Annotated in this window: 25 protein-coding genes; 17 read left to right on the forward strand and 8 right to left on the reverse strand. The window is 60.5% G+C overall.

Going from position 1 to position 26,064, the window contains the following annotated elements; all coding sequences use genetic code 11:
- The gene (gene betI / locus ACYJRZ_RS09795; protein ID WP_459458381.1) at positions 1 to 588 is read right to left on the reverse strand and encodes a transcriptional regulator BetI; all 588 of its coding nucleotides are present in this window, start codon (positions 586 to 588) and stop codon (positions 1 to 3) included.
- Positions 589 to 739: 151 nt separating this feature from the next.
- Between betI and ACYJRZ_RS09800 the strand changes: the two genes are divergently transcribed.
- The 4 genes from ACYJRZ_RS09800 to ACYJRZ_RS09815 all read left to right on the forward strand — a co-directional run bounded on the left by ACYJRZ_RS09800 (position 740) and on the right by ACYJRZ_RS09815 (position 4,861).
- The gene (locus ACYJRZ_RS09800) at positions 740 to 1,288 is read left to right on the forward strand and encodes an HdeD family acid-resistance protein (protein ID WP_459458383.1); all 549 of its coding nucleotides are present in this window, start codon (positions 740 to 742) and stop codon (positions 1,286 to 1,288) included.
- A gap of 226 nt (positions 1,289 to 1,514) precedes the next feature.
- Positions 1,515 to 1,772: a ribbon-helix-helix domain-containing protein gene (locus tag ACYJRZ_RS09805; RefSeq protein ID WP_459458385.1), complete on the forward strand. Its 258-nt coding sequence runs from the start codon at positions 1,515 to 1,517 to the stop codon at positions 1,770 to 1,772.
- A gap of 205 nt (positions 1,773 to 1,977) precedes the next feature.
- On the forward strand, positions 1,978 to 3,783 hold the full coding sequence (locus tag ACYJRZ_RS09810) for a GGDEF domain-containing protein (protein ID WP_459458387.1): 1,806 nt from the start codon (positions 1,978 to 1,980) through the stop codon (positions 3,781 to 3,783).
- A 79-nt stretch (positions 3,784 to 3,862) separates the two neighbouring features.
- A complete protein-coding gene (locus ACYJRZ_RS09815) occupies positions 3,863 to 4,861 on the forward strand; it encodes an NAD(P)H-quinone oxidoreductase (protein WP_459458389.1) in 999 nt (332 codons plus the stop codon).
- Here the strand turns inward: ACYJRZ_RS09815 and ACYJRZ_RS09820 are convergent.
- A complete protein-coding gene (locus tag ACYJRZ_RS09820) occupies positions 4,842 to 6,266 on the reverse strand; it encodes an MFS transporter (RefSeq protein ID WP_459458391.1) in 1,425 nt (474 codons plus the stop codon). The genes ACYJRZ_RS09815 and ACYJRZ_RS09820 overlap by 20 nt on opposite strands.
- A 101-nt stretch (positions 6,267 to 6,367) precedes the next feature.
- Here ACYJRZ_RS09820 and ACYJRZ_RS09825 point away from each other — a divergent pair, with 101 nt between their 5' ends.
- The gene (locus tag ACYJRZ_RS09825) at positions 6,368 to 6,994 is read left to right on the forward strand and encodes a helix-turn-helix transcriptional regulator (RefSeq protein WP_459458393.1); all 627 of its coding nucleotides are present in this window, start codon (positions 6,368 to 6,370) and stop codon (positions 6,992 to 6,994) included.
- A 100-nt stretch (positions 6,995 to 7,094) separates the two neighbouring features.
- On the forward strand, positions 7,095 to 8,102 hold the full coding sequence (locus tag ACYJRZ_RS09830) for an asparaginase (RefSeq protein WP_459458742.1): 1,008 nt from the start codon (positions 7,095 to 7,097) through the stop codon (positions 8,100 to 8,102).
- A 1-nt stretch (position 8,103) separates the two neighbouring features.
- Here the strand turns inward: ACYJRZ_RS09830 and ACYJRZ_RS09835 are convergent, their stop codons facing one another.
- Entirely contained in the window at positions 8,104 to 8,604 is a 501-nt protein-coding gene (locus tag ACYJRZ_RS09835; RefSeq protein ID WP_459458395.1) for a DUF2127 domain-containing protein, read from the reverse strand.
- Positions 8,605 to 8,684: 80 nt separating this feature from the next.
- A complete protein-coding gene (locus ACYJRZ_RS09840) occupies positions 8,685 to 9,440 on the reverse strand; it encodes a DeoR/GlpR family DNA-binding transcription regulator (RefSeq protein WP_459458397.1) in 756 nt (251 codons plus the stop codon).
- A gap of 126 nt (positions 9,441 to 9,566) precedes the next feature.
- Between ACYJRZ_RS09840 and ACYJRZ_RS09845 the strand changes: the two genes are divergently transcribed.
- Both ACYJRZ_RS09845 and ACYJRZ_RS09850 read left to right on the forward strand, forming a co-directional pair.
- Positions 9,567 to 9,923: a DUF4406 domain-containing protein gene (locus tag ACYJRZ_RS09845; RefSeq protein ID WP_184701129.1), complete on the forward strand. Its 357-nt coding sequence runs from the start codon at positions 9,567 to 9,569 to the stop codon at positions 9,921 to 9,923.
- A 155-nt stretch (positions 9,924 to 10,078) separates the two neighbouring features.
- Entirely contained in the window at positions 10,079 to 10,699 is a 621-nt protein-coding gene (locus ACYJRZ_RS09850; protein ID WP_459458399.1) for a glutathione S-transferase family protein, read from the forward strand.
- Between the two features lie 4 nt (positions 10,700 to 10,703).
- Here the strand turns inward: ACYJRZ_RS09850 and ACYJRZ_RS09855 are convergent, their stop codons facing one another.
- A complete protein-coding gene (locus tag ACYJRZ_RS09855; RefSeq protein ID WP_459458401.1) occupies positions 10,704 to 11,060 on the reverse strand; it encodes an MmcQ/YjbR family DNA-binding protein in 357 nt (118 codons plus the stop codon).
- A gap of 28 nt (positions 11,061 to 11,088) precedes the next feature.
- On the reverse strand, positions 11,089 to 11,274 hold the full coding sequence (locus ACYJRZ_RS09860) for a hypothetical protein (protein WP_459458403.1): 186 nt from the start codon (positions 11,272 to 11,274) through the stop codon (positions 11,089 to 11,091).
- 149 nt (positions 11,275 to 11,423) lie between these two features.
- On the opposite strand from ACYJRZ_RS09860, the gene ACYJRZ_RS09865 reads away from it, so the two are divergent.
- A complete protein-coding gene (locus ACYJRZ_RS09865; RefSeq protein ID WP_459458405.1) occupies positions 11,424 to 12,320 on the forward strand; it encodes a LysR substrate-binding domain-containing protein in 897 nt (298 codons plus the stop codon).
- A gap of 6 nt (positions 12,321 to 12,326) precedes the next feature.
- Here the strand turns inward: ACYJRZ_RS09865 and ACYJRZ_RS09870 are convergent, their stop codons facing one another.
- Entirely contained in the window at positions 12,327 to 12,986 is a 660-nt protein-coding gene (locus ACYJRZ_RS09870) for a glutathione S-transferase family protein (protein WP_459458407.1), read from the reverse strand.
- A 302-nt stretch (positions 12,987 to 13,288) separates the two neighbouring features.
- Between ACYJRZ_RS09870 and ACYJRZ_RS09875 the strand changes: the two genes are divergently transcribed.
- The 7 genes from ACYJRZ_RS09875 (at position 13,289) to ACYJRZ_RS09905 (ending at position 23,703) form a co-directional block, all read left to right on the forward strand.
- On the forward strand, positions 13,289 to 16,771 hold the full coding sequence (locus ACYJRZ_RS09875; RefSeq protein WP_459458409.1) for an indolepyruvate ferredoxin oxidoreductase family protein: 3,483 nt from the start codon (positions 13,289 to 13,291) through the stop codon (positions 16,769 to 16,771).
- A gap of 83 nt (positions 16,772 to 16,854) precedes the next feature.
- The gene (locus ACYJRZ_RS09880; protein ID WP_459458411.1) at positions 16,855 to 18,018 is read left to right on the forward strand and encodes an isovaleryl-CoA dehydrogenase; all 1,164 of its coding nucleotides are present in this window, start codon (positions 16,855 to 16,857) and stop codon (positions 18,016 to 18,018) included.
- A 34-nt stretch (positions 18,019 to 18,052) separates the two neighbouring features.
- Positions 18,053 to 19,660, forward strand: coding sequence for a carboxyl transferase domain-containing protein (locus ACYJRZ_RS09885; protein ID WP_459458413.1), 1,608 nt, complete (start codon positions 18,053 to 18,055; stop codon positions 19,658 to 19,660).
- A 10-nt stretch (positions 19,661 to 19,670) separates the two neighbouring features.
- The gene (locus ACYJRZ_RS09890) at positions 19,671 to 20,054 is read left to right on the forward strand and encodes a RidA family protein (RefSeq protein WP_113331893.1); all 384 of its coding nucleotides are present in this window, start codon (positions 19,671 to 19,673) and stop codon (positions 20,052 to 20,054) included.
- A gap of 9 nt (positions 20,055 to 20,063) precedes the next feature.
- Positions 20,064 to 22,052: an acetyl/propionyl/methylcrotonyl-CoA carboxylase subunit alpha gene (locus ACYJRZ_RS09895; protein WP_459458416.1), complete on the forward strand. Its 1,989-nt coding sequence runs from the start codon at positions 20,064 to 20,066 to the stop codon at positions 22,050 to 22,052.
- A complete protein-coding gene (locus ACYJRZ_RS09900) occupies positions 22,049 to 22,918 on the forward strand; it encodes a hydroxymethylglutaryl-CoA lyase (RefSeq protein ID WP_459458418.1) in 870 nt (289 codons plus the stop codon). Before ACYJRZ_RS09895 ends, ACYJRZ_RS09900 begins: the two co-directional genes overlap by 4 nt.
- Positions 22,915 to 23,703: a crotonase/enoyl-CoA hydratase family protein gene (locus ACYJRZ_RS09905; protein ID WP_459458420.1), complete on the forward strand. Its 789-nt coding sequence runs from the start codon at positions 22,915 to 22,917 to the stop codon at positions 23,701 to 23,703. Before ACYJRZ_RS09900 ends, ACYJRZ_RS09905 begins: the two co-directional genes overlap by 4 nt.
- Here ACYJRZ_RS09905 and ACYJRZ_RS09910 read toward each other — a convergent pair.
- Complete coding sequence (locus ACYJRZ_RS09910; protein ID WP_459458422.1) at positions 23,700 to 25,070, reverse strand: TIGR03808 family TAT-translocated repetitive protein; 1,371 nt, start codon at positions 25,068 to 25,070, stop codon at positions 23,700 to 23,702. The two genes, ACYJRZ_RS09905 and ACYJRZ_RS09910, sit on opposite strands and share 4 nt — an antisense overlap.
- Before the next feature lie 207 nt (positions 25,071 to 25,277).
- Between ACYJRZ_RS09910 and ACYJRZ_RS09915 the strand changes: the two genes are divergently transcribed.
- Positions 25,278 to 26,048 (forward strand): carbon-nitrogen hydrolase family protein, encoded by a 771-nt coding sequence (locus ACYJRZ_RS09915; protein WP_459458424.1) that lies wholly within the window; start codon positions 25,278 to 25,280, stop codon positions 26,046 to 26,048.
- Positions 26,049 to 26,064 lie beyond the last annotated feature (16 nt).

The following is a 26,064-nucleotide window of genomic DNA, read 5'->3' on the forward strand; positions in this document are numbered from 1 at the left end:
TCAGCCTTTCAACGCGTCGAGATGGGTCGTCAGGTAGTCTTCGGTCAGAGCGATCGAGGCCTCGGTGCTGATCGGCGCGGATCTGAGGCCCTGCCGGATATAGAGCCCATCGATCATCGCGGCTGCACCTTCGGCAATCCGCCCGGCATCCTCCGCAGGGCACAGAGCCTTGAGGTTGGCAACGAGATTTGAATGCAGGCGGCGTGCGTAGATGACGAGAAAGCGCCGCGTCTCCTCCGAGCGTTGCGCTTCGGCATAGAAGGCGAGCCAGGCAGCGATCGTTTCCGGCGCGAACTGATCGGGCTGGAAGCTGACGCGGATGACGGCCGAGAGCTTTTCGCGCGGCGTTTTCGCGGCTCGTAGCGCTGTGACGACGCTGTCGCGCAGCCGCTGTAGATGCACGCGGACAGTCTCGATCAGCAGCTGTTCCTTGCTGCCAAAATAGTGGTGCGCAAGGGCAGGGGAAACGCCAGCCTGCTTGGCGATTTCGGACATGGTGACGGTCAGCGAGCCGTGATCGCCGATCACGCGCATTGCAGCATCCACCAGCGCCTTTCGGCGCACCGGTTCCATTCCGACTTTCGGCATGCGTCAATCCTCGAACTTGAAGAGAGTGTATTTTTGATTGATTGATCAATCAATAAAAAAATGACGCGGCCGGCCATACCGACGAAAAATTCGCAGCCTCTTTCCGCGAGACATTTCTGTGCCATACTCCCCGAGAGGAGGAGGTGCAGTCATGGTCGATATTCTTGATGAAGTTCCCCCATCGGCGATGCGTGACAAATGGGGATGGTTTGTCGGGCTTGGAATCTTGCTGCTGATCTGCGGCGGTATCGCGCTTGGCAATCTGTTCATCGCCACCGTCGCTTCGGTCTATTATATCGGCATGCTGATGCTGATCGGCGGCATCGTGCATCTGGCCCATGCCTTTCAGGTAAGGGGCTGGGAGCACATTCTATTCTGGATGCTGAGCGGTCTGCTCTATACTGTTGCCGGTGCCCTCGCTTTCGTCAATCCGCTGTTGGCCTCCGAGGCATTGACGCTGTTCCTTGCCATCGCGCTGCTCATCGCCGGCACGTTTCGCGTCTGGGTCGGCCGCAAGCTGAAGCCGGGACGTGGTTGGGTTTGGATTGTTATCAGCGGCCTTGCAACCGCCGCCGCCGGCATTGCCATTGCAGTTGGCTGGCCGGTCAACAGCCTCTGGATTCTTGGTCTTTTCCTGGCCTTTGACCTGATTTTCCAAGGATGGACGCTGGTGGCCTTCGGCCTTGTGCTTAGGCGGTAGAACGCCGCTCGAAAGGGGTAACGGACTGCTACTTTTTGACAAGGAACGTGAGCGGCGTTACTCTTAGCCCTCTGCCATGTAGGGCAGAGCGGCGTTGCGTTGATGTAACGACAGTATCTTCATCCGAAAGTGTGTGTGTCGATAGACATGCCCGAAGAAACTGGTCGAAGCCGCGGAACATGCTTCCAGACAAATTTCCGCGTAACGACGTCAAGGGAGGAATATCATGCCGATGGTAACGGTTTCCATCTCTCCGCTTCAAGCTGCCGGCATCCGGGCAGCGGTCGACACCGGCACTTATGCCTCGAGCAGCGAAGTTGTGCGAGAAGCGCTGCGCATGTGGGATGCGGCGCGCAAGCGCGGCGACATTTGCGACGTACCCCATGCCGCCAACGATGGCGGGGAGACGGCAAAGAGCGGCCGCTGCGTCGCCGATATGTTTGCCGACTACGAGGCAGAGCGGCACTCGATCAATCAGCACTGAACCCTCGCTCATGACAGCAGCCTCTCGGCTGCCGTGTGCTGGGTCCGCGTCCCGCGAATGGTTAACATTGCTTTACCATTCACGAAACTTTCACATACGGGAAAGGTTTCGTTGACGCCTTATGAGGCATCTTAGGTTGAAAAATACGGTAAATCCAAAGTTTTACTCAAATAAATTAGATCAGAATCCGCAAGTGGAGATAGGCATGTCCATGACTGCCGCAATCGATCCGGGCGTCTTGCGCCGATATGCCAGCGACCAGATCGTCACTCTCGCCAAACTCGTCATCGAAAACGCATTTCAGCCGATCGTGGAGGCTGGCACCGGCGCGGTTTTCGGCTATGAATCCCTAATGCGCGGCCAGGAACGCATCGGCTTCGGCAGTCCTGTGGAGATACTCGACGAAGCCGAGCGCACCGGCCAGCTTCTCGGGCTGGAGCAGATGGTCACGAGCCGCGCGCTGGCGAAGTTTGCCACCCTGCCCAATACCGCCGCCACGACGCTTTTCCTCAATCTGGATGTCCGGCTGATTGCGCAAGGCGCGGCCCTGGTCGACGGCCTGCTGCAGCATATGAGAAAGGCCGGCATCGCGCCGTCCTCCGTCTGCTTCGAATTCTCCGAACGTTTCGACAATACCATCGTGCCGGAATTTTCGGCGCTGGTTGCCAAGATGCGCAATGCCGGCTTCAAACTGGCGATCGACGATTTCGGCGTCGGCCGTGGCGAGATGAAGCTGCTGTCCGATTATCCGGTCGACTATCTCAAGATCGACCGGCATTTCATCGTCGATATCGACCGCAGCGCCCGCAAGCGCCATATCCTGAGGAACCTCGTCAATATCGCCCATGTCCTCGGCACGCGCGTCATCGCTGAGGGCATCGAGACCGAGGCGGAGTTCCTGACCTGCCGCGAATTCGGCGTCGATCTCGTCCAGGGCTGGTTCATTGCTCGCCCAGCTGTGCTGGTCAACGAGCTGAAACCGAGCTTTCCGCATCTGCAGGATCTCGGCAAGACCACGCGCAATAGCCAGTCGCTCGATGAAATCCTCATCCGCAAGCAGATCGAGGTGCTGCCGACCATCCGCGAGAGCGACAGTATCGATAGCGTCTTCGAACTCTTCCGCCGCAACCCGCGCCGCGCCTATTTTCCGGTCGTCAACGCCAATGACGAGCCGCGCGGGATCATCCACGAGTACCAACTCAAGGAATATATCTATCAGCCCTTCGGCCGCGACCTACTGAAGAACAAAGTCTATAAACGGTCGATTTCGCATTTCGTCGAGATGGCGCCGATCGTCGGGCTTGATTCCGATGCCGATACGCTGATGACAATTTTCGCCAATATGGAGAGCAGCGATTGCCTGATCGTCACCGAGGGCACGCATTATGCCGGCATCGTCTCTGCTGCCTCGCTCATCAAGGTCATCAACGAGAAGCAGCTGAAGATCGCCCAGGATCAGAACCCGCTGACCGGCCTTCCCGGCAACAGGGCGATCCATGATTTCATGCAGAGCGCCGGCCGCGATGGCGATGACGTCAGGCATTTCTGCTATTGCGACTTCGACAATTTCAAGCCATTCAATGATGCCTATGGCTTCCATCTCGGGGACCATGCCATTTCGCTATTTGCGGCATTGATGCGGCGCTACTTCTTTGCTGAGCGCCATTTTCTCGGCCATGTCGGCGGCGATGATTTCTTCATCGGCGTCAGCGGCTGGAGTACACAGGAGCTTCGCGAGGTTCTGGACCGGTTGCTCGCCGATTTCCATGCGGATGTTCTCGAACTCTATTCCGCGGAGGATCGTGCCGCAGGCCGCATTCGCGGCCACGACCGCAGTGGTGCCGAGGCGGAATTCCCTTTAATGCGTTGCTCGATCGGCATCCTGCAGCTGCCCGAGGGCTTGGTGATCGACAATATCAACCGTGTCAGCACCTCCATTGCCGGCATTAAGGCAAAGGCAAAGGAAAGCGCCATTGGCGTGGCATTCCTCGGCTTGGCCGAGACGAATTGACGCCCTCCGGCACTCGGTCCTTTTCAAGCGCTTTGCGCTAAACTATCTCCACTGCTTTGCTGGGAGAGGAGATAGCGCCATGCCCTTGCCGTCGGAAATGCGTTTCGTGGATTTGCCGTCCTTTGGCGGACCCGAGGTCATGACCATAGCCCGAAAGCCTCTTCCGGTGCTAAAGCCGGGGGAGATCCTGGTCCGTGTCGAGGCCGCCGGCGTCAACCGGCCGGACGTGGCGCAACGGCAAGGCACCTATCCGCCGCCAAAAGACGCAAGCCCGATCCTCGGTCTCGAAATATCCGGCGAAGTGGTCGATGTCGCGCCCGGCGTCACGGACTTTGCCATCGGCAATAAGGTCTGCGGTCTCGCCAATGGCGGCGGCTATGCCGAATATTGCGTGCTTCCCGCCGGCCAGGCGCTCCGATTTCCGAACGGCTATGATGCGGTGCGCGCAGCGGCTTTGCCTGAGACGTTCTTCACGGTCTGGGCCAATCTTTTCCAGATGGCGGGCCTCACTGAAGGCGAAAGCGTGCTGATCCACGGCGGCTCCAGCGGCATCGGCACGACGGCGATCCAGCTTGCCCGCGCTTTCGGCGCGACGGTCTATGCGACCGCCGGATCAAAGGAAAAATGCGAGGCCTGCGAGAAGCTCGGCGCCAAGCGGGCGATCAATTATAAAGAAGAGGATTTCGCCGAGGTCATCAAGGCCGAGACGGAACATGGCGTCGACATCATCCTCGACATGATCGGCGCCGCCTATCTGGAAAAGAACCTCGCCTCGCTTGCCCGTGACGGCTGCCTTTCCATCATTGCTTTCCTTGGCGGCGCGGTGGCGGAGAAGGTCAACCTTGCGCCGATCATGGTCAAGCGGCTGACTGTGACCGGTTCGACCATGCGTCCGCGCACGGCCGAGGAAAAGCGGGCCATCCGCGACGACCTTCTCTCCCAGGTCTGGCCGCTGCTGGACGAGGGCACGGTCGCCCCCGTCATCTATCGGACCTTCTCTTTCGACGATGTGGTCGAGGCGCATCGATTGATGGAAACCAGCGATCACATCGGCAAGATCATGCTGAAGCTGGCTTGATCGTCAGCGACAGGGCGACGGCGATGAGGCCGGGTATGGCCATCAGCGCATAGAGCCAGGTCGCGGCAGAGAGGCCGCCGGCAATGCCACCCGGATGGGTGAGGCCTGCGCCATTGACGATGACGCCCGCGAGCGCGGCACCGAATGCGCCGCCCAGCGACTGCGTCATCGAGATCGCCGCCGAGGCCTTGTCCTGTTCGGTCCTGCGGGCGATGCCGATGATCCTCGTCACAAGATGCGCCCAGCCGAGACCGACGCCGAATCCCATCAGGAACATGGCGATCACGGCCGGTGCGAACCTGGCAATGGTGTCGAAGGGTGTATTCGTTGCCAGGAACGGGATCAGCGATGCGGTCGCGGCGGTCTCCAAAATGCAGCCGCTGATGATGACCACAACAGCCTGTTTGCCGGAAAGCGAGGCGCTGAAGAAGGCCGCGATGGTCCAGCCGAGCGCTACCAGCGCCACGAGATAGCCCGAGACCAGCGGCGTCACGCCGTGGAGCGTCTGCAGGAAGTAGGGGATATAGATGTCGCTCGTGAGCACCAGCATCATCGTGAATATCGTCAGGTAGAGCCGCGCGATGGGGTTGCTGAGCATGACGGCTCCATAGGGCAGGAGGCGCACTTCGCTCTTGCGCTCGATCAGCACCATCGTTGCGACGAGCACGATCGAAGCTGCGATCAGCACCATCCTGTAGAATCCGTGTTCGATCGTGCCGGCAATGCTGACGAACAGAACTGCGGCAAGCAGAAGTATGATCTGGATCAGCGGCGTCCTCGTATCGATCCGGTCGTCCGCGACATCGGGCAGCAGCCAGCGTCCCGAGAGCGCCATGAGGACAGCTACCGGCACGAGGATGAGAAAGGCCTCCCGCCAGGCGCTCCCTGCGGCAAAGAGGCCGCCGAGCGTCGGTCCGAGTACGGTCGCTACACCCCAGATGGCAGCGTAGAGCGTAGAGGCCCTGCGCCACAGGGGTTCAGGATAGATGAAGCGAATGAAGGCGTAGGCGAGGCCGGACAGCATGCCGGAGCCGTAGCCCTGAACGGCGCGCCCGATCAGCAGCACTGGCATGGCCGGCGCGATAGCGCAAGCGAGGCTGCCGACGCCGAAGGTGAGTGCCGCTGCAACATAGACGGCACGCAAGCCTATTCCCTTCGGCCGGGTCGCAACCGTGATAGAGCCGAGCACGCCGGCGGCGACGAAAAGCGTCGTCATCCACGAGAACAATTCGAGGCCGCCGATGTCGCGCACGATCGACGGGGCAATCGTGGCGGTGATGTAGGATTCGACGGCATAAAGCGTGACGCCTCCGCCAAGCATCAGTGTTGCAGGCAGAAGTCTTGGCGAGAACAACGTGAAGATGGAGGCTGATTTGAGGGGAGCGGTGGTTTCGATGCTGGACATCGGGCGATCCTCGGTATTTTCCCTAGCGGTTGATTATTTTCCAAGTTATAATTTGGAAAATTACATCCTTGCCGGATTAAAACAAGAGAAAACTTGGAAAAATGCGCCAGTCACCTGTCAATCGAATCCTGATCCTGTTGAAAACCGACGGGCCGCAGCTGGCAGCCGCTGTCGGCGATGCGCTCGGCATATCGTCGGAGGCGGCCCGGCAGCAGCTGACGAAGATGGCGGAAGAGGGATTGGTCGAGCCCGTGGCGGAGGCTGCCGCCGGCCGGGGCAGGCCACGACAGTTCTGGCATCTGACGGCGGCCGGCAATCGGCAGTTTCCCGATGGCCATGCGGATCTGACCGCCACCCTGCTTGCCACCATGGCCAGCCAGTTGGGGCAGGGGGCCGTCGACACCGTGATCTCCGCACGCGAAACGGAGACGCTTCGACGCTATCGCAGCGAGATCGACCTCTCGGCCGATCTGCCGTCGCGCGTCGCAAGCCTCGCCGCCATCCGCACGCAGGAAGGCTACATGGCCGATCACTGGCAGGACGATGACGGTTCGCTGGTGCTGGTGGAGAACCATTGTCCCATCTGCGCCGCCGCATCTGCCTGTGCCGGCTTTTGCCGATCGGAGCTGGAGACTTTCCGCATGGTGCTTGGCGCCGAAGTCGAACGGGAGGAGCATATTCTGCTCGGTGCCCGGCGTTGCGCCTACAGGATTCGCGACGCAGCTTGAGAGACCGCTTTTTGCTGCTGCCCGCCGGCATGGGTAATTGGCAATGCAGATTGCAGCGGTTATCACTGGGCGTCTGGCAAATCAAAGGCTGCATTCCGTCATGTCCAATCCCGTCTGCGTCGAAGTCACCCGTGGCAACCAGGTCGAAAGCCATCATCGTGGCTCGGTCGTTGTCGTCGATGGCGATGGCAAGCTGGTTTTCTCGCTCGGCGATATCGAAAGCGGCGTTTTTCCCCGTTCGGCCTGCAAGGCGATGCAGGCGCTGTCGCTGGTCGAAAGCGGTGCCGCCGACGCCTATGGCTTCGGCAACAAGGAATTGGCGCTCGCCTGTTCCTCGCACAATGGCGAGGACGAGCATGTTGCACTCGCCGCCTCGATGCTGGAGCGCGCCGGCCGCGATGTCGGCACGCTTGAATGCGGCGCGCATTGGTCCTTTGATCAGAAGACCCTTATCCATCAGGCCCGCACCATCGACAAGCCCTCGGCGCTGCATAACAATTGCTCCGGTAAGCATGCCGGCTTCGTTTGCGCCTGCTGCCATCAGGACATCGAGCCGACCGACTACGTCAGCTATGATCATCCGTTGCAGCAGCAGATCCGAGAGACGATGCAGAGCCTGACCGGCGCTGTTCTGGCGCACGACAATTGCGGCACGGATGGCTGCTCGATCCCGACCTATGCCCTGCCCCTCAAGGGGCTGGCGCATGGCTTTGCCAAGATGGCGACCGGTGTCGGCTTGGAGCCGCTGCGCGCCAGGGCATCGCGCCAGTTGTTTGAAGCTTGCATGGCCGAACCCTTTTATGTTGCCGGTACTGACCGTGTCTGCACCAAGCTGATGCAGATCGCTCCTGGCCGCATCTTCGCCAAGACCGGCGCCGAGGGCGTGTTCTGCGCTGCAATCCCCGAACAGGGCATCGCCATTGCGCTCAAATGCGACGACGGCACAACTCGTGCTGCGGAGGTCATGGTGGCCGCAACATTGGCTCGCTTCTTCGAGAAGGACAGCGCTGTTCACGCTGGCCTGATGGCGATGGCCGACCGATCCTTCAAGAACTGGAACGGCATCCATGTCGGCGATATCAGACCGGCAGCGGCGCTGACGGCATAGGTTACTCTTCGCCTCCGCCGCTCGTTTTCCGAGTCGGTACATGGTGCCGGACGACCTTGTATTCCTGCCAGATGAGGACCATGACCAAGAGGTCGAAGATGGTGAGGATGATGAGCCCGATGCCATGTGTGTCGGTGAAGCGATAAAGCTGGTAGACGATGAAAAGCCCTAGGGCGGCAAGCGATGCCGGATAGGCCCACATCTTGCCTCGGAGCAGGCCGATGACCAACAGCACCTTCACCAGCCCGTGGCTCAGCAGGTAATAGGCGTAGAAGTTCTTAGTGCCGACGGAAAAGTCCTGCGCCCAGCCGAGCAGATGCGTCGCGATGAAATCATGGGAGTCGTTGAGAAGTTCGGGCTGCGCGATCCTATTAGCTAGACGAAGAATGGACTCCGTGCTGACGAGCGCCAGCACAATGCCGCCAAGACATTCGATCAGAGCATGCGCGCCCTTCAACAGGACACTGATTTCAAAGAGCTGATGAATGCGTCGTTCGTTCATGGGCGATCATAACCTCTGGGGCCTTTTCAGGTAGGCTTGATCAGCGACGACGACAAGGCATACCGATATCCCGCCATCGGTCAGGCCAGGAAGATCGGCACGTCCATATCTCGATAGGGTGTCAGGCTCTCTTCCGGAATGTCGGACGGCACGATCACGCCGGAGACGCCTGTCAATGGCAGGATCTGGCATGGAGAGGCCGCGTCGAGCTTCTCGGCTGTCGCCAGCACATAGGTTTCGGCGGAACACTGCGCGATATGCCGCTTGATGGCCGCTTCCTCGAAATCGCCGGTCGAAAAGCCGCGGACGGGATGGATGGCGGTGACGCCCAGAAAGAAGATGTCTGCCCTTATGGAGGCGATCGCTGCCATGGCGACAGCACCCGTTGCCACCATCGAATGCTTGTAGAGCTTGCCGCCGATCAGGATCACCTCGGCCAGAGGATGGTGCTCCAATTCGCCTGCGATCGTTGGGCTGTGGGTGACGATGGTGACGGCAATATCCTTCGGGAGCTGCCGGGCGATCTCGGCATTGGTGGTGCCACCATCGAGAAACACTGTCTGGCCCGGCCGGATCATGTTGGCCGTATAGGCGCCGAGCCGTCGCTTCTCATCGGATGAGACCGTCTGCCGCGCTGAGAAATCGGGCAATTCAGGCGAGAGCGGCAAGGCGCCCCCGTGCACGCGCTTCAGCAGTTTCTCCGTTGCCATTTCCCGCAGATCTCGGCGGATCGTGTCTTCGGACAGATCGAGTTCGTCGGCTAGAACCTTGGCGATGACCTGGCCGTCCTGGCGCAATCTGTCGAGGATGAGGGCTTTGCGTTGGCTGGTCAGCATGTCGATCTCTGCACGATATCTCACGAATAATCGTATATCTATCAGAATAGATTCGACATTCAAGAAAATATGCGCATATTCGTGCAAATTCCTGCAGGAAGCAGGTATTCAGAATGGAGATATGACATGTTGATCTTGATTGCTGGACCTTACCGCTCCGGCACCGGCGATGATCCGAAGAAGATGGCCGAGAACCTCAAGCGCCTGGAAGAACCGTCCTATGCCCTGTTCAAGGCCGGGCATCTTCCCATGATCGGCGAATGGGTTGCCCTGCCGGTCTGGCACGCCGCCGGCGGCAAGAGCATAGGCGATGATCTCTATGAGGAGATTTTCCACCCGACGGCCGGCCGCCTGCTGCAGCTTTGCGAGGGTGTTCTCAGGTTGCCGGGTGATTCCAAGGGCGCGGATAATGATGTTCGAATCGCCCGCGAGCGCGGCATTCCTGTCTGGTACAAGCTGGAAGACGTACCCGGCTGCGCCTGAACGTGAGCTGCCCATCCCCATTACGCCAGCCCATGGGGATGGGCACGCTTGCCCGATCGATCAAAACCTTTTGTGGCGCCCATTAGCGCCAGCCACTTCCGTATCGCCCGGGTTCGCTTTAGCTTCCTCGAGGAAATTCAATCGAGGAACGGAACATGCTGACATTCTATTATGCGCCTGGAAGCTGCGCGCTCGCCAGTCTCATCGCCTTGGAAGAATCCGGTCTTGCCTACGAGCCCCGACGCCTCAACCTCGCCAACGGCGATCAGCGCCAGCCGGATTATCTGGCCATCAATCCCAAAGGTCGCGTCCCGGCGCTGGTGACCGATCGCGGCGTCCTCACCGAGAATATCGCGATCATGGCCTATATCGCCCAGATCGCACCGGCCGCGAAGCTGGCACCGCTCGACGACCCCTTCGAGTTCGCGCAGATGCAATCCTTCAACAGCTACATCGTCTCCACCGTTCATGTGAACCATTCCCACAAGGGACGCGGCTACCGCTGGACCGACGATGCGGCAGCCATCGAGACGATGAAGGCCAAGGTGCCGCAGACCATGACCGAAAGCTTCGCCCTGATCGAAGACAAAATGCTGAAGGGTCCCTGGGTGATGGGCGAGCAATATACCGTCGCAGACGGCTACCTTTTCACCATGGAGAAGTGGCTGCCGGGAGACAATGTCGATATCAAGCAGTTCCCCAAGGTTAGCGCGCACTATCAGCGTATGCTCGAGCGCCCGGCCATTCAGAAGGCCCTTGCCGTCGAACAGGGCTGATTGATCAGCCGAACATTGCCAGAAGTTTTTTCGGGGCGCGGTATCGCCACGCCTCGATCAAGCGTAGCTCCAGTTCCTCATCGCCGATCGCAGCGATGCGCAGCGGCAGGGATGGCCAGCCGACATAATGATCCGTCTGGAAATAGATCTCCGGCGCCATTTCCATCAACTGTTCCTTGCGATCGATCGGTAGTGACACCACGATGGTCTCGTTATTCTTCACCGTCACGAAGGCCCTGCCGCCAACTTTGAAGGCCGGCAGGCCATAATGCAGGCCAGTTTCGACCTCAGGAAGCCGGGCTTGCGCCACCAGCCGCTGCAATCGTTCCGCTATGGCGTCCATGCCTACGTTTAATGTCATGCGCGTTTGAGTGCGATGATGAACTCTCTCATGCGCATTCTTCCGGCTGAACGGTCCGCTTGTCCACAGGTCGCCCCAGGTTTTCTGGCATCAGTGGCAAGTCTGCCAGTTCTTCCAGCGACATGGCCGCAAGCATGGGATGCTGCAACGGATCGCTGTCCGGTTTGCGATCCTCTTCGAGAAGATGACTGAAGAAAAGCTTCAAGATCGACATGACATGCCTCCTTGGACGCTCGCATCGATGCAACCATGAGGGCATCAGCCGAGCGAGCGGCGGCGGTCTTCAATTCCATGGTGCATAATTGCGCGAATATGCGCTCGATGCAATTGAGAATGCTGAGATGCTGATATAGATATTCTATAATGAGAAACCTCAATAACGTTCATTTGAATGGTTTGCGCGCTCTTGAGGCGGTCGGGCGGCTCGGTTCGCTCCAGGCGGCAGCCGATGAACTCGGCGTGACGGTCGGTGCGGTCAGCCAGCAGGTCATCAAGGCCGAGGCGCAACTCGGTCGGCCGCTGTTCGAACGGACGCCTAAGGGGATGACGGTAACGGCATCGGGGCTGGCAGTGCTGGCAAGATTGGGCGAGGGATTTCAGGCGCTTTCGGCGGCAATCACACTTGCGCAGCACAAGGATGAGAACATCCTCACCATTTCTGTGGCACCGGTTTTCGCGGCCCGCTGGCTGGTGTACCGGCTCGATCGCTTCGCCGGCCGTCATCCGGATATCCGCCTGCGCATCGATGCCACGACACGGCTGATCAATCCGGCGACGTCGGATGTCGATATCGGCATTCGTGTCGGCAGCGGGCAATGGCCTGATGTCAAGGCCGAACTGCTGCTGGCCCAGACGGTGTTCCCGGTCGTCACACCGCAGATCGCCGCTACGCTCCGCGAACCCGCCGATCTCCTGAAAGTCCCCGCCGTCATAGACGCACATGCGATGTTTGGCTGGGAGGTGTGGCTGCGCGAGGCCGGGCTTTCAGGCCATTGCATGGAAGAGCGGCACATTTTCAATGATGCATCGCTCTGTCTTGATGCGGCCATAGCGGGGCAGGGGGTAATGCTCGCCTGGCAGACGCTGGCTGCCTATGCCCTCCAGCAGAAATGCCTCGTCGATCCCTTCGCTATCCGCGTAAAGACGGGCTTCGGCCACTATTTCGTCACCGCCCCCGGCGTGCGAGAGCCGAAGAAGGTCTCCGCCTTCAAGGCCTGGATTCGCGAGGAGATGGAAGAGAGCATGCGTCTCTTCCAATAGGATCTCTCAGACTGGCTCTTTGCCGCGGGTCGTCTGCATGGCCTTGTACGCGTCGCGCGACTGGCAGCGTTCGATCCAGGCCTTCATCTTCGGGCGCGCGTCGAACAATTCCTGTTCCGTCTGGGCGTACCGCAGCACTTCGGCCAGGTTGAGGTCGGCGGCGGTAAAACGATTGCCGACGAGATAGTCCTGGGTTTGCAGGTGCTTTTCGAGCACGTCGAGTGGTTTCTTCAGCGAGCGGCAGGCGACTGCGATTCCAGCCTTGCCGGCCTCACTATTTTCCTGGGCATTATCATAGATGCGGACCAGCGCGACACTGTAGGGCTCCACTTCGGTTGCCGCCCACATGGTCCACATCGACATCTGCCCTTCTTCCTCGATCGTTTTGCCAGCCAGCGGACCGCCATGCTTGCGCGCGAGGTAAAGGTTGATGGCGAGCGATTCATGCAGGACGAGATCACCATCCTTGATGCAGGGGATCATGCCCATCGGATTGACGGCCAGGAACTCCGGCGACATCGTGTTGATCGGCGCATCGGCGGCAAGCGGGTTGGTCAGCCGGCTTGCCTGGATAATGGGCACGGATTTGAACTCGATACCGAGCTCCTCAGCCATCCAATAGTTGCGCGAAGCGCGCGAGCGATAGACACCGTAGATCGTCAGCATGTGCGTCTCCCAGATTCGAGTCGACGCGACCTTACGGAGCGAGTCGGATGTGTAAAACCCCTTGCGGCTGATATCTCCGATGAAAGATCGTAATGAATGCCGGCACGCGACGCGTCGAAGCACGAAAATATCCGTCAGCTACCCCAATTCTTTACAAATCATGCGACCAACGCCCAGCCTTCGTTCGGAAATTAGCGCCGGTGCATGTTAGAATTCCATCATGACTTTCGTTGGAAGCGGTAGGAGGTTTCCGGCGAGAAGAGAAAGCGCAATTCGTGACTGCGATCTCGGGAGGAGAGCAGATGCTTGCGACCAGTGTATCGCTAGACGACAAATATACCGCAGAGGAAGGCCGCGTCTTCATGACCGGCCTGCAGACGCTGGTGCGCCTGCCCATGACGCAGATGCGGCGCGACCGCGCTGCCGGCCTCAATACGGCAGCTTTCATTTCAGGCTATCGCGGTTCGCCGCTCGGCGGCTACGATCAGCAGCTCCTGAAAGCCAAAACCTATCTTGACGCATATGATGTCACCTTCCAGCCCGGGATCAACGAGGATCTTGCCGCGACGGCCGTCTGGGGCTCGCAGCAGGTCGGCCTTTCCCCCGGCGCCCGCAAAGATGGCGTACTCGGCATCTGGTATGGCAAAGGTCCCGGTGTCGACCGCTCCGGCGATGTGCTGAAGCACGGCAATGCGGCGGGAACCTCCAAATATGGCGGCGTCCTCTGCATTGCCGGCGACGATCATTCCGCCAAATCCTCCACCATGCCGCATCAGACCGACCATGATTTCATGTCTGCGGTCATCCCGGTCATCTATCCCTCGTCCATCCACGAATTCCTCGAATACGGCCTGCTCGGCATCGCTATGTCACGCTATTCCGGCTGCTGGGTCGGCATGAAGTTCATCGCCGACACCATCGAGACGACGGCGGCCGTCGATCTCTCGGGGGAGAGGCGGCAGTTCGTCCTGCCGACCGATTTCGAAATGCCACCCGGCGGTCTCAATCTGCGCTGGCCCGATCCGCCGCTGGTCCAAGACGATCGGCTGCAGACCTATAAGGCCTATGCGGCCATCGCCTTTGCCCGTGCCAATCGCGTCGACGAAATCACGCATGATGTGCCGAACGCCCGCCTCGGCATCATCTCGTCCGGCAAGGCCTATGAGGATGTGCTGCAGGCGTTGCGTGAGCTGGAGATCGGGCCGAAGGAAATGGCCGCGATCGGCCTGCGTATCCTGAAGGTCCGCATGCCCTGGCCGCTGGAACCGGAGGCCGTCCGGCATTTTTCCGAAGGGTTGGACGAAGTGCTCGTCGTCGAGGAACGGCGCGAGATCATCGAAAACCAGATCAAGCAGCAGCTCTTCAACTGGCGCGCCGATGTCCGCCCGCGTATCGTCGGCAAGTTCGACGAGCACGATAAGCCCTATCTCAGCCTCTCGGCGGCCTTGACTGTTGGCGCCGTCGCCAGAGCGATTGCGGGGCGTATCGTCAAGCTCGATCTCAATCAGGGCCTGCATGACCGCATCGCCGCCAAGCTTGCCTATCTTGCCGAGCGCGGCCAGATCAGCCGCAGTCATGTGGCGCCGCTGAACCGCACGCCCTTCTTTTGCTCCGGCTGTCCGCACAATACTTCCACTCGCGTCCCCGAAGGTAGCCGCGCCATTGCCGGCATCGGCTGCCACTACATGGTCACCTGGATGGACCGCAACACCGAGACCTTCACCCAGATGGGCGGCGAAGGCGTGCCGTGGACTGCAATTGCCCGCTATACCGACGAAAAGCACATGTTCGTCAATCTCGGCGACGGCACCTATTTCCACTCTGGTATTCTTGCCATCCGCCAGTCCGTCGCGTCCAAGGTCAACGTCACTTACAAGCTGCTTTACAACGACGCCGTCGCCATGACCGGCGGCCAGCCGATCGACGGTTACCTGACGCCGCAACTGGTGACGAAACAATTGCACGATGAGGGCGTCAAGCCGATCTATCTGCTCTCGGACAATCCCGATGCCTATCGCGCTTCGGAACTCGCGCCCGGCGTCAAGGTGCTGCATCGCGACTATATCGATCAGGTGATGCTGACGCTGCGCGAGACCGAAGGCTGCTCGGCGATCGTCTATGTCCAGACCTGCGCCGCCGAAAAGCGCCGTCGTCGCAGCCGCGGGCTGATGGAGGACCCGGCCAAGCGCGTCTTCATCAATCCGGCCGTCTGCGAAGGCTGCGGCGATTGCTCGGTGCAGTCCAACTGCATTTCAGTGGAGCCGCTGGAAACGGAGTTCGGCCGCAAGCGCCAGATCAACCAGTCGAGCTGCAATAAGGATTTCTCCTGCGTCAAAGGCTTCTGCCCGTCCTTCGTCACGGTTCACGGCGGCAAGCGCCGCAAGCGCAAAGCGCTTGACCATGCTGATGTCGATGTGCCGATGCCGGAAATCCCCGTCATCGGCGATCGACCCTGGAACATTGCGATTGCCGGCGTCGGCGGCACGGGCATCCTGACGATTGGCGCGATCCTCGGCATGGCTGCGCATCTGGACGGCAAGGTGCCGATGATCCTCGACATGGCCGGCCTTGCTCAGAAGGGCGGCGCGGTCATGAGTCACCTGCGCATCGGCCATAATCAGGCCGATGTCACCTCCTCGCGCATCGTCAATGCCGGTGCCGATCTGCTGTTCGCAGCAGATGAAGTGGTGGGCGCCTCCAAGGATGCAATCACGCTCTGCTCGCCGACGCGGACGACAGCCATCGTCAACACTGGCCTCATGCCGGTCGCCGATTTTGTTCGCAACCGCGATTTCGATTTCAAGACCGGTTCGATCCAACACGCGATCGCAAAGACTGTCAGCGACAAGTCCGTCTTCCTCGATTTCGGCCACGTGGCAACGGAAGTGACCGGCGATGCCATATCGACCAATATCCTGCTGACCGGCTTTGCCTGGCAGCGCGGCCTTCTGCCTCTCTCCTTGGAAGCGATCGAAAAGGCGATTGAGCTCAACGGCGTTGCCGTCAAGGCGAGCCTCTCGGCATTCCAATGGGGCCGGCTTCTGGCGCATGATCCGCAAGCCGTGCATGCCATGATGGCCGAACCGCAGACAGGCAAGACGCTGGCGGAGATGAGCCTTGATGAACTGATCAAACATCGCAAGGCGCATCTCACCGCTTATCAGAATGCCGCGCTTGCCGAACGCTATGCCGCCTTCGTCGCCCACGCGAATGCGCTTGCCGTAAAAGAGCGGCTTTCGAATAAGGTGCCCTTTGCCGTTGCCGTCACCTATGCACGCGTCTTGGCCTACAAGGATGAATACGAAGTCGCGCGTCTTCTGACGGATCCAGCTTTCGAGGCGCATCTGCGCGAGGAGATGGAAGGTGATTTCAAGCTGGCCCTCAATCTTGCGCCGCCCATCCTTGGCGGCAAGGATCCGAACGGACGGCCCAAGAAGCGCGAGTTCGGCGCCTGGATCCTGCCGATGCTGCGCGTCCTTGCGCCGATGAAGCGGCTGCGTGGCACGCCCTTCGACCCCTTCGGCTATATGGCGGAACGCCGGCTGGAGCGTCGTCTGATTGCCGATTATGAAGATATCGCCGGACGCGTGCTTACCGGTCTGCGCCACGACAACGAGGCCGAGGCCCTTGCCATCCTCTCGCTATTTGATGAGATAAGGGGCTTCGGACCGGTCAAGGAGGAGGCCGCCCGCAAGATCATGGTGAGAATTGCTGACAAGCTGAAGGCCTATGAGGCGCCTGTGGAGACACGGGGCAAGCAGCCCATGCCTGCCGACGCCGCATGATGGCGGCCGAAACTTGAAGCGGGCACAAAGAGGTATAGGTTCGTAAGGATCGCGCGTTCGGGAATATCGGGAGGAGAAGCCGGATGTTTGCAGGGGGATTGAACTTCGCGCTGGGCGAGGACATCGACGCACTGCGGGAGCAGGTGCGCCGTTTCGCCAGCAACCGTATTGCACCGTTTGCCGATGAAATCGATCGCAACAACAATTTCCCGATGCATCTGTGGCGGGAGATGGGTGATCTCGGCCTGCTGGGGATTACCGTCGATGAGGCCTATGGCGGCGCGGGCCTCGGCTATCTCGCCCATACCGTGGCGATGGAGGAAATCAGCCGCGCGTCGGCCTCCGTCGGCCTGAGCTATGGCGCTCATTCCAATCTCTGCGTCAATCAGATCTACCGCAACGGCACGACGGCCCAGAAGGAGCGCTATCTGCCGAAGCTCATATCCGGCGAGCATGTGGGTGCCCTGGCGATGTCGGAACCGAGTGCCGGTTCCGATGTCGTCTCTATGAAGCTGCATGCGGAGAAGCGTGGTCGTTATTATGTGCTGAATGGCAGCAAGATGTGGATCACCAACGGCCCGGATGCCGATGTTCTCGTCGTTTACGCCAAGACCTCTCCGGATGCCGGTCCTCGCGGGATCACCGCCTTCCTCGTCGAGAAAGGCTTCCCCGGCTTTTCGGTCGGCCAGAAGCTCGACAAGCTCGGCATGCGTGGCTCCAACACCTCGGAGCTGATCTTCCTCGATTGCGAGGTGCCGGAGGAGAATGTTCTCGGTCAGGTGGACGGCGGCGTGCGCGTGCTGATGTCGGGTCTCGATTACGAGCGCGTCGTGCTCTCCGGCGGCCCCATCGGCATCATGGCCGCCTGCATGGATGTCGTGCTGCCCTACATGCATGAGCGCAAGCAGTTCGGCCAATCGATCGGCGAATTCCAGCTGATGCAGGGGAAGCTTGCCGACATGTATGTGACGATGAATGCCGCGCGCGCCTATGTCTATGCGGTGGCAGCCGCCTGCGACCGCGGCGAGACGACGCGCAAGGACGCGGCCGGCTGCATTCTCTATTCCGCCGAGAAAGCAACGGCGCTGGCGCTCGAATGTATCCAGGCGCTCGGCGGCAATGGCTATACCAATGACTATCCTGCCGGACGGCTGCTGCGCGACGCCAAGCTCTACGAGATCGGTGCCGGCACATCCGAAATCCGGCGCATGCTGATCGGCCGCGAGCTGTTCGGCGAAACAGGCTGATTTCGAATCCCATTTTACTGATCGGCGAGGCCGCATGACCGTTTTGAAGTCAGAGATATCGACGCATTCGGATCGCTTTCGCGACAATCGCGCCGCCATGCTCGAGGCGATCGGCGTCGCTGAGGCTGCGGCGTCACAGGCGGCGGAGGGCGGCGGGGCACAGGCGCGTGAGCGCCATGTCAGCCGAGGCAAGATGCTGCCGCGCGATCGCGTCGCCGGCCTGATCGATCCCGCTACACCATTTCTGGAAATCGGTGCGACAGCAGCTCATGGGCTATACGGCGATGAGGCGCCCGGTGCTGGCCTTATCGCGGGTATCGGCAGGGTCTCGGGCCGCGATTGCATGATAGTCTGCAATGATGCCACGGTTAAAGGCGGCACCTACTATCCAATCACGGTGAAGAAGCATCTGCGCGCACAGGAGATTGCGGCCGAAAACAATCTCCCCTGCATCTATCTCGTCGATTCCGGTGGTGCCAACTTGCCGAACCAGGACGAGGTATTTCCCGACCGCGATCATTTTGGCCGCATCTTCTACAATCAGGCCAATATGTCGGCCGCCGGCATCCCGCAGATCGCCGTCGTCATGGGCTCCTGCACGGCAGGCGGCGCCTATGTGCCGGCCATGTCGGACGAAACCATCATCGTCGAAAAGCAGGGAACGATCTTTCTCGCCGGGCCGCCGCTCGTCAAGGCGGCGACGGGGGAGGTGGTCTCGGCTGAAGACCTCGGCGGTGGAGATGTTCATACGCGCCTTTCCGGCGTTGCCGATCATTTGGCGCGCGACGATGCTCATGCGCTCGCACTCGCCCGGCAGGCGGTCGCCAATCTCAATCGCCGCAAGCCCGAGAGTATCGAGTGTCGCACGCCCGAGGCACCGCTCTACGATCCCGAGGATATTCTCGGTATCGTCCCTTCGGATCTGCGCACGCCCTATGACGTGCGAGAGGTCATCGCCCGCGTGGTGGACGGCTCTCGTCTCGATGAGTTCAAGGCACGCTACGGCACGACGCTGGTCTGCGGCTTTGCCCATATCCATGGCATCCCGCTCGGCATCATCGCCAACAACGGCGTTCTCTTCTCGGAGTCGGCGTTGAAGGGCGCGCATTTCATCGAGCTTTGCTCGCAGCGCAAGATCCCGCTCGTTTTCCTGCAGAACATCACCGGCTTCATGGTTGGCCGCAAATATGAGACCGAAGGGATCGCGAAGAATGGCGCCAAGCTGGTGACGGCTGTGGCTACGACCAAGGTCCCGAAGATCACCATGCTGATCGGCGGCTCCTTTGGTGCCGGCAATTACGGCATGGCCGGTCGCGCCTATTCGCCGCGCTTCCTCTGGACCTGGCCCAACAGCCGCATATCGGTCATGGGCGGGGAGCAGGCGGCAGGCGTGCTCGCCACTGTACGCGGCGAGGCGCTGGCGCGTGCCGGCAAGCCTTGGACGCCAGAAGAAGAGGCTGCCTTCAAGGCGCCGACGCTCAAGATGTTCGAAATCCAGAGCCACCCACTCTATGCATCGGCCCGCCTCTGGGACGATGGCATCATCGATCCGCGCAAGAGCCGCGACGTGCTGGCTCTTTCGCTTTCAGCAGCACTCAACGCGCCGATCGAAGATACATGCTTCGGTCTGTTCAGGATGTGAGGAGACGGAGATGAAACGCGATGCCATCAATGCCAAGAATGCGCCGCAACCCCGCGGCGGTTATGCTCAAGCCGTAAAGCTCGAGAATTTCGAGCGCTTGCTTTTTATCAGCGGACAGATACCGACCGATGTCGATGATGCCTTGCCGGAGGGCTTTAAGGCGCAGGCACGCCAGGTCTGGCATAATATCGACGCCCAGCTGAAGGCGGCCGGCATGACGAAGGACGATATCGTCAAGGTCACCACCTTCCTTGCCGATCGACATCATACGATTGAGAACCGCGAGATCCGTAGCGAATATCTAGGCTCGCTCACGCCTGCCATGACTGTCGTGATTGCCGGTATTTTCGATACGGCCTGGCTGCTCGAAGTCGAAGTCATTGCCGCGCAATAGGGTCCGCCGATGTTTTCGAAGATACTGATCGCCAATCGCGGCGAAATCGCCTGCCGCGTCATCCGCACGGCGAGGCGCCTGGGCATTCGCACGGTCGCCGTCTATTCAGACGCCGATCGGGATGCGCTGCATGCGGCGCTGGCCGATGAAGCCGTTCACATCGGCCCGGCGGCGGCGAGCGAGAGCTATCTTTCGAAAGAGAAGATCATTGCGGCGGCTCAACGCACCCAAGCGGAGGCCATTCATCCAGGCTACGGCTTTCTCTCGGAGAACGCCGATTTTGCCGAGGCGGTCGAAGCCGCCGGTCTCGTCTTCGTCGGCCCGTCGCCGGCCTCGATCCGGGCCATGGGGCTCAAGGATTCCGCCAAGGCGTTGATGGAGCGGTCGGGTGTGCCTGTCGTTCCCGGTTATCACGGCGATGGGCAGGAGCCCGGCTTTCTTGCCGAACAGGCGGCGGCTATCGGCTTTCCCGTTCTCATCAAGGCGCGGGCGGGCGGCGGCGGTAAGGGCATGCGCCGAGTCGACCAGCCGGAGGATTTCGAGGCTTCCCTGGAGGCGGCGAAGCGCGAGGCGAAATCCGCTTTCGGCGACGATGCCGTGCTGATCGAAAAATATCTGATCAAGCCGCGTCACATCGAGATCCAGGTCTTTGGAGACAGCCAGGGCAACGCTCTGCATCTCTTCGAACGCGACTGCTCCCTTCAGCGCCGGCACCAGAAGGTGATCGAGGAGGCGCCAGCGCCCGGCATGACCGAAGAGATGCGCAGCGCCATGGGCGAAGCGGCCGTTCGCGCCGCCCGCGCCATCGATTATCGCGGCGCCGGTACCGTCGAATTCATCGCCGATGTCTCCGACGGCCTGTCGCCGGATCGCTTCTTCTTCATGGAAATGAACACGCGGTTGCAGGTCGAGCACCCTGTCACCGAGGCGATCGCTGGCGTCGATCTGGTCGAATGGCAATTGCGCGTCGCAAGCGGCGAGCCGCTGCCGAAAACGCAGGATGAGCTCACTATAAACGGCTGGGCCTTCGAAGCGCGTATCTATGCCGAGGACCCCTCGCGCGGCTTTCTGCCGGCAACCGGCACGCTTTCCCACCTGCGCTTTCCCGAAGGCGACGTCCGCATCGATTCAGGCGTTCGAGAGGGCGGCAGCATAACTCCACACTACGATCCGCTGATCGCCAAGCTGACGGTACATGCGCCGGATCGGGCAACCGCTCTCGCGAAGCTTACGCGAGGCCTGGAGCAGACGCAGGTTGCCGGAACCACGACCAATCTCGATTTCCTCATCCGATTGAGCCGCCAGCCGGATTTCGCCGCAGGCCAACCGGATACGGGATTGATCGACCGAGATGTGGAAGCGCTGACCTCGGCGCGGCAACCCGACGATGCGGCTCTTGCCATTGCCGCCATTGTCGAGGCGGGGGGGTTCGCAGAAGCCACTGACAATGATCCTTGGCTGTCGCTCGGTCCTTGGCGGCTCTGGGGCGAAGCAAGCCGTCCCGTCACGCTGCATTTTGCTGGTGGTCATCAGAATTGCCGCGTAGCTGCAAGGAGCCGGTCGCTGTTCAGCGTCGCCTTTGACGATCGCATCATTCTCGTTCGCTTGCTCGCAGGGGAGGGCCTTGCACGCCACGTCGAGATCGACGGCCGGCAATCACAACTGGATATCTTCGAGACATTGTCAGGTGTGACTTTTTTCCTCGATGGGCAGACGCATCATTTCCATCGCCTCGATCTTCTCGACGGAGGAGAGGAAGCGGCTAGCGGCGGCGATCGCGTGATCGCGCCGATGCCGGGCCTCGTCAAGATCGTGCGCGTGCGCGAGGGAGACCCGGTGACAAAGGGGCAGGCGCTGATCGTGATGGAGGCGATGAAGATGGAGCTGACGCTGACGGCCGCGCGCGATGGCATCGTCGAAAGCCTCCATGTCGGCGAAGGAGACCAGACCAGCGAAAGCGCCGTGCTTCTGTCGCTTCGCCCGGAGGACGCCGTATGATGGACAAGTCCTCCAACTACGTCACCATCGTCGAGATGGCGCCTCGCGACGGGCTGCAGAATGAAAAGCAGCCGGTCGATACCGCACGGAAGATCGAGCTGGTAAACCAACTCTCCGATTGCGGTTTCGAGCGCATCGAAGTTACGAGCTTCGTCAGTCCGAAATGGGTGCCGCAACTGGCCGATGCCGCCGATGTCATGGCTGGCATAGAGCGGCGTTCGGGCGTCCGCTATGCAGCGCTGGCGCCCAACATGCAGGGCTTCGAAGCAGCCCTTGCCGCCGGCGCCGATGAAGTCGCGATCTTCGCCTCGGCCTCCGAGACCTTTTCCATGCGCAATATCAATTGCTCGATCGCTGAGAGCATTGAGCGCTTCCGGCCGGTGGCCGCTGCCAGCCGGGATCGTGGCGTCCCGTTGCGCGGCTATGTGAGCTGCGTCGTTGAATGCCCCTATGAGGGCGCAGTGCCCCCGCAGAATGTCGTCAGCGTGGCCTGGCAGCTTCGTGCGCTTGGCTGCTATGAAATCAGCCTTGGCGACACGATCGGCAGAGGTATGCCTGAGGCTGTCGACCATATGCTCGGCGCCGTGCTGGGCGAGCTGCCCGCCATGGTTCTCGCAGGGCATTTTCACGATACGTCGGGACGCGCGCTTGAGAATATTGCCGTTGCCCTGGAGCGCGGCCTGCGCGTCTTCGATGCTTCAGCCGGCGGCCTTGGTGGTTGCCCCTTTGCCCCCGGCGCCAAGGGCAATGTCGATACGGTGGCGGTCTGCGACTATCTCGAGGCGCAGGGATACGAAACCGGCCTGGACAAGGACAAGCTTGCGGCCGCCGCCGCTTTCGCCCGCAGCCTCAGGAGTGCCGCATGATATCGCCAACGATCCGCATCACCAACGACGAGCGCGGTGTCGCCTATCTGACGCTGACGCGTGGCGAAAAGCACAATGCCCTCTCAGCTAAGATGATCGATGATCTCACGGCAGCAACGCATGAGCTTGCCTATGACAAAGCGGTGCGTGTCGTCGTGCTCACGAGTGAGGGTGCCAGCTTCTGCGCCGGTGGCGATCTCGGCTGGATGCGCGCTCAGTTCGACGCCACGCGGGAGGGGCGCATCGCCGAAGCGCGGCGGCTGGCCATGCTGTTCAAGGTACTAAACGAGCTGCCCAAGCCGCTGATCGCCCGTGTTCATGGCAACGCTTTTGGCGGCGGCATCGGCATCCTCAGCGTCTGCGACATGGTGATCGCGGCATCGACGGCCCGCTTCGGCCTGACGGAGGTGCGCCTCGGCATCATCCCTGCCACCATCAGCCCCTATGTCGTCGCCCGGATCGGCGAGGCGAATGCCCGTCCGCTATTCCTCTCCGGCAAGATCATCGATGCCTGGCAGGCACATGCCACAGGTCTTCTGTCACGAGTGGTGGCGGAGGAGGCGCTGGATGAGGCCGTGGAGGCGGAAGTCCGTCATTTCCTCGCAGCATCGCCGCAGGCAGCGGCCCGTGCCAAGGCCTTAGCGCGCTCCGTCGGCAGGCCGATTACCGATGGCATGATCGATCATGTCGTCGAGCAATTGGCGGATGCCTGGGAGACCGAGGAGGCGAAGGAAGGCATTACCGCTTTCTTCGAAAAGCGGCAGCCGAACTGGCGATCGGCTTAAACGAGCCTGTTGTTCTCAATGGTCAATTGAGGAAACTGCGCCCCTCCCTTTATGAGGTCGCCCGATGCTGGCTTATCCCAGCGAAAGCCCATAATCGCGGCTTGCTGCATTTCCTGGAAGAGATTGTCTGCAATCACCGCCGAGCCCGCACCGTCGGCGACGGAGGCGACGCAACCGATGCCGACGTGCCGGACGATATTGCCGGTCGCGACGACATTGCGGAGATATTGCCCCCAGCCGAGCCGCATGCCCCAGAGCGGCGCATTCTCGATAGCATTGTCGGCAATGAGCGTATCGGCTTCCGCCGAGATACCGATGCCGAAGCCGCCATCCTGCGCGTAGGGTGCTGTCAGCGACAGGTTGCGAATAACATTGCCCGTCACAGATGCGAGCCTTCCGCCCTTGTCGAAATTCGTGACTGAGATGCCGTTCGCTGCGCCATCGACAAGGTTGTTGTTGATCGTGGCGCCGACGAATTCGAATTCGCAATAGATGGCCGTTTCGCCGGAACGCAGGCATTGATTGTTCGAGATCTGCACATTCGAGGCCGAATTGGCGCGGATGGCGGTGAAGGCGCAATCGCTGATCTGATTGCCTGAAATAGTCACACCGTCGGCGCGGAAGACATTGATGCCATTGCCATTCTGGCCGGTGCCGCCGCCATTGGCACGGATGCGGGAAATGCGGTTGTTGATGACGCTGCTGCCATCCTCCGCCTTGTCCCAGCGATGGATGAGGATACCGCCATTGCCGCAATCCTCGACGCGATTGCCGGTCACCGCCACGCCGGTGGATTGGACGGAATAAATGCCGGCTTCCGCCGCGCCGGAGATGCGGCTGCGTTCGATCCGGCCGCCGCAGCGCTCCAGCTGCAGTCCATGTTTGCGGCTGCCGGTAACCTCGCAATTGTCGATGAGCACCTCATCGACGCCGGTAAACTGCAGCAGACCGCCGGCATAATCGGCAAGCCAGCGATTGCCGCCGTCGAAAACGAGGCCGGAAAGCTCAATACGCTTTGCCTTATCCGCATTCATCAGATGACCGTCGCCGCTATAGACGAGTCGAGAAGCACCGGGAACGCCTGTCATGCGGGTGTTATCGGGCAATGTCAGATTGGAGATATTGTATGTGCCCGGCGGCAGGAAGAGCGGCATGTTGGTCCGTGCCGCATTGTCGATCATCGCTTGCAGCTTGCCGCTCTTGAAATCGCTCGCTCCCGCCGTGGTTTTCAGCGCAATGGCGTCGATCGGCCCGCGCAGCTCGGCACCGGCCATTTTGGCGAGCGGCGCGGCGAAAAGGCGTGGCGCAAGTAGGCCAGCCGACGCCGAGGCGGCGAGGGAAGCGATGAAGGCGCGGCGTTCGATCATTGCGGACTCCTGGAACGTCGCCTACGAAGCAGAAATCATGCCAAGCCCGCCTGTGCCGTTTTGATACAGAGGCCGCTCTTCAAACGCTTTCGGTCGGCCAAGAGCCTCGACCTCTTTCTATTTCATTTATCAGTCCGGTGGAGGCCATGACCCACACCTTATCCATTTGCGCTAGGGACGACTCGCCGCGCATGTTACCCCTGCCGCATGCGGATCGCGGCCTTTCAACGTCTGGCACTTTTCGACGCCGTCGAGCAGGTGGCCGAGGTTTTGGCGCGCGATCTGGCCTGGGCGGAGATGCAGGGCATCGATCTCGCCCTCTTTCCAGAATGCTATCTGCAGGGGCACAGCTACAACGAAGCTGTTGCCAAACGCCGCGCGCTTTCGTTGGACGATCCGCATCTGAACGCTCTAGTCTTCCGTTTCGCAGCGGGGAAAACGACAGCGGTTGTCGGCTTTTTCGAGCGGAGGGATGATGGGGTCTACAACAGTGCCCTCGTCGGCAAATTCGGCCGGATCATCGGGGTCTATGCGAAGGCGCATCCGTTAGAGAAGGGCTGCATGTCCGGAAAGGATTTTCCGATTTGGGAGGAGAGGCGTTGGCGCTTCGGCATCAATATCTGCGCGGATCTCCGATACCCCTATACCGCGCGCCGCCTCGCCCAAAAGGGCGCAGGCCTCATCTGTAATCCCATCAATCTCATGCTTAGGCCCTACAAAGCCGAGATGTGGCATAAGCCGGGCATTTCAGGACTGCAGATCTGCGCCAGGCATACCGGCTGCTGGGTCGTGGCGTCGGATGTGATTGGCAGCAACGAGGATGGCTGGGTGAGCTACGGCAGCACCGCTATCGTCGATCCGAACGGCATCGTCGTGGCAAAGGCGAAGCCCTATTGCGAGGATGTCCTCGTCTTCGATCTGCCGGATCGGCAGCTGACGCGCGGATTCGATCAAAAAGCTGCCGCCATCGCTACCTAATCGTGCAAACCGCGCT

This window comes from Rhizobium sp. No.120 (assembly GCF_054558365.1).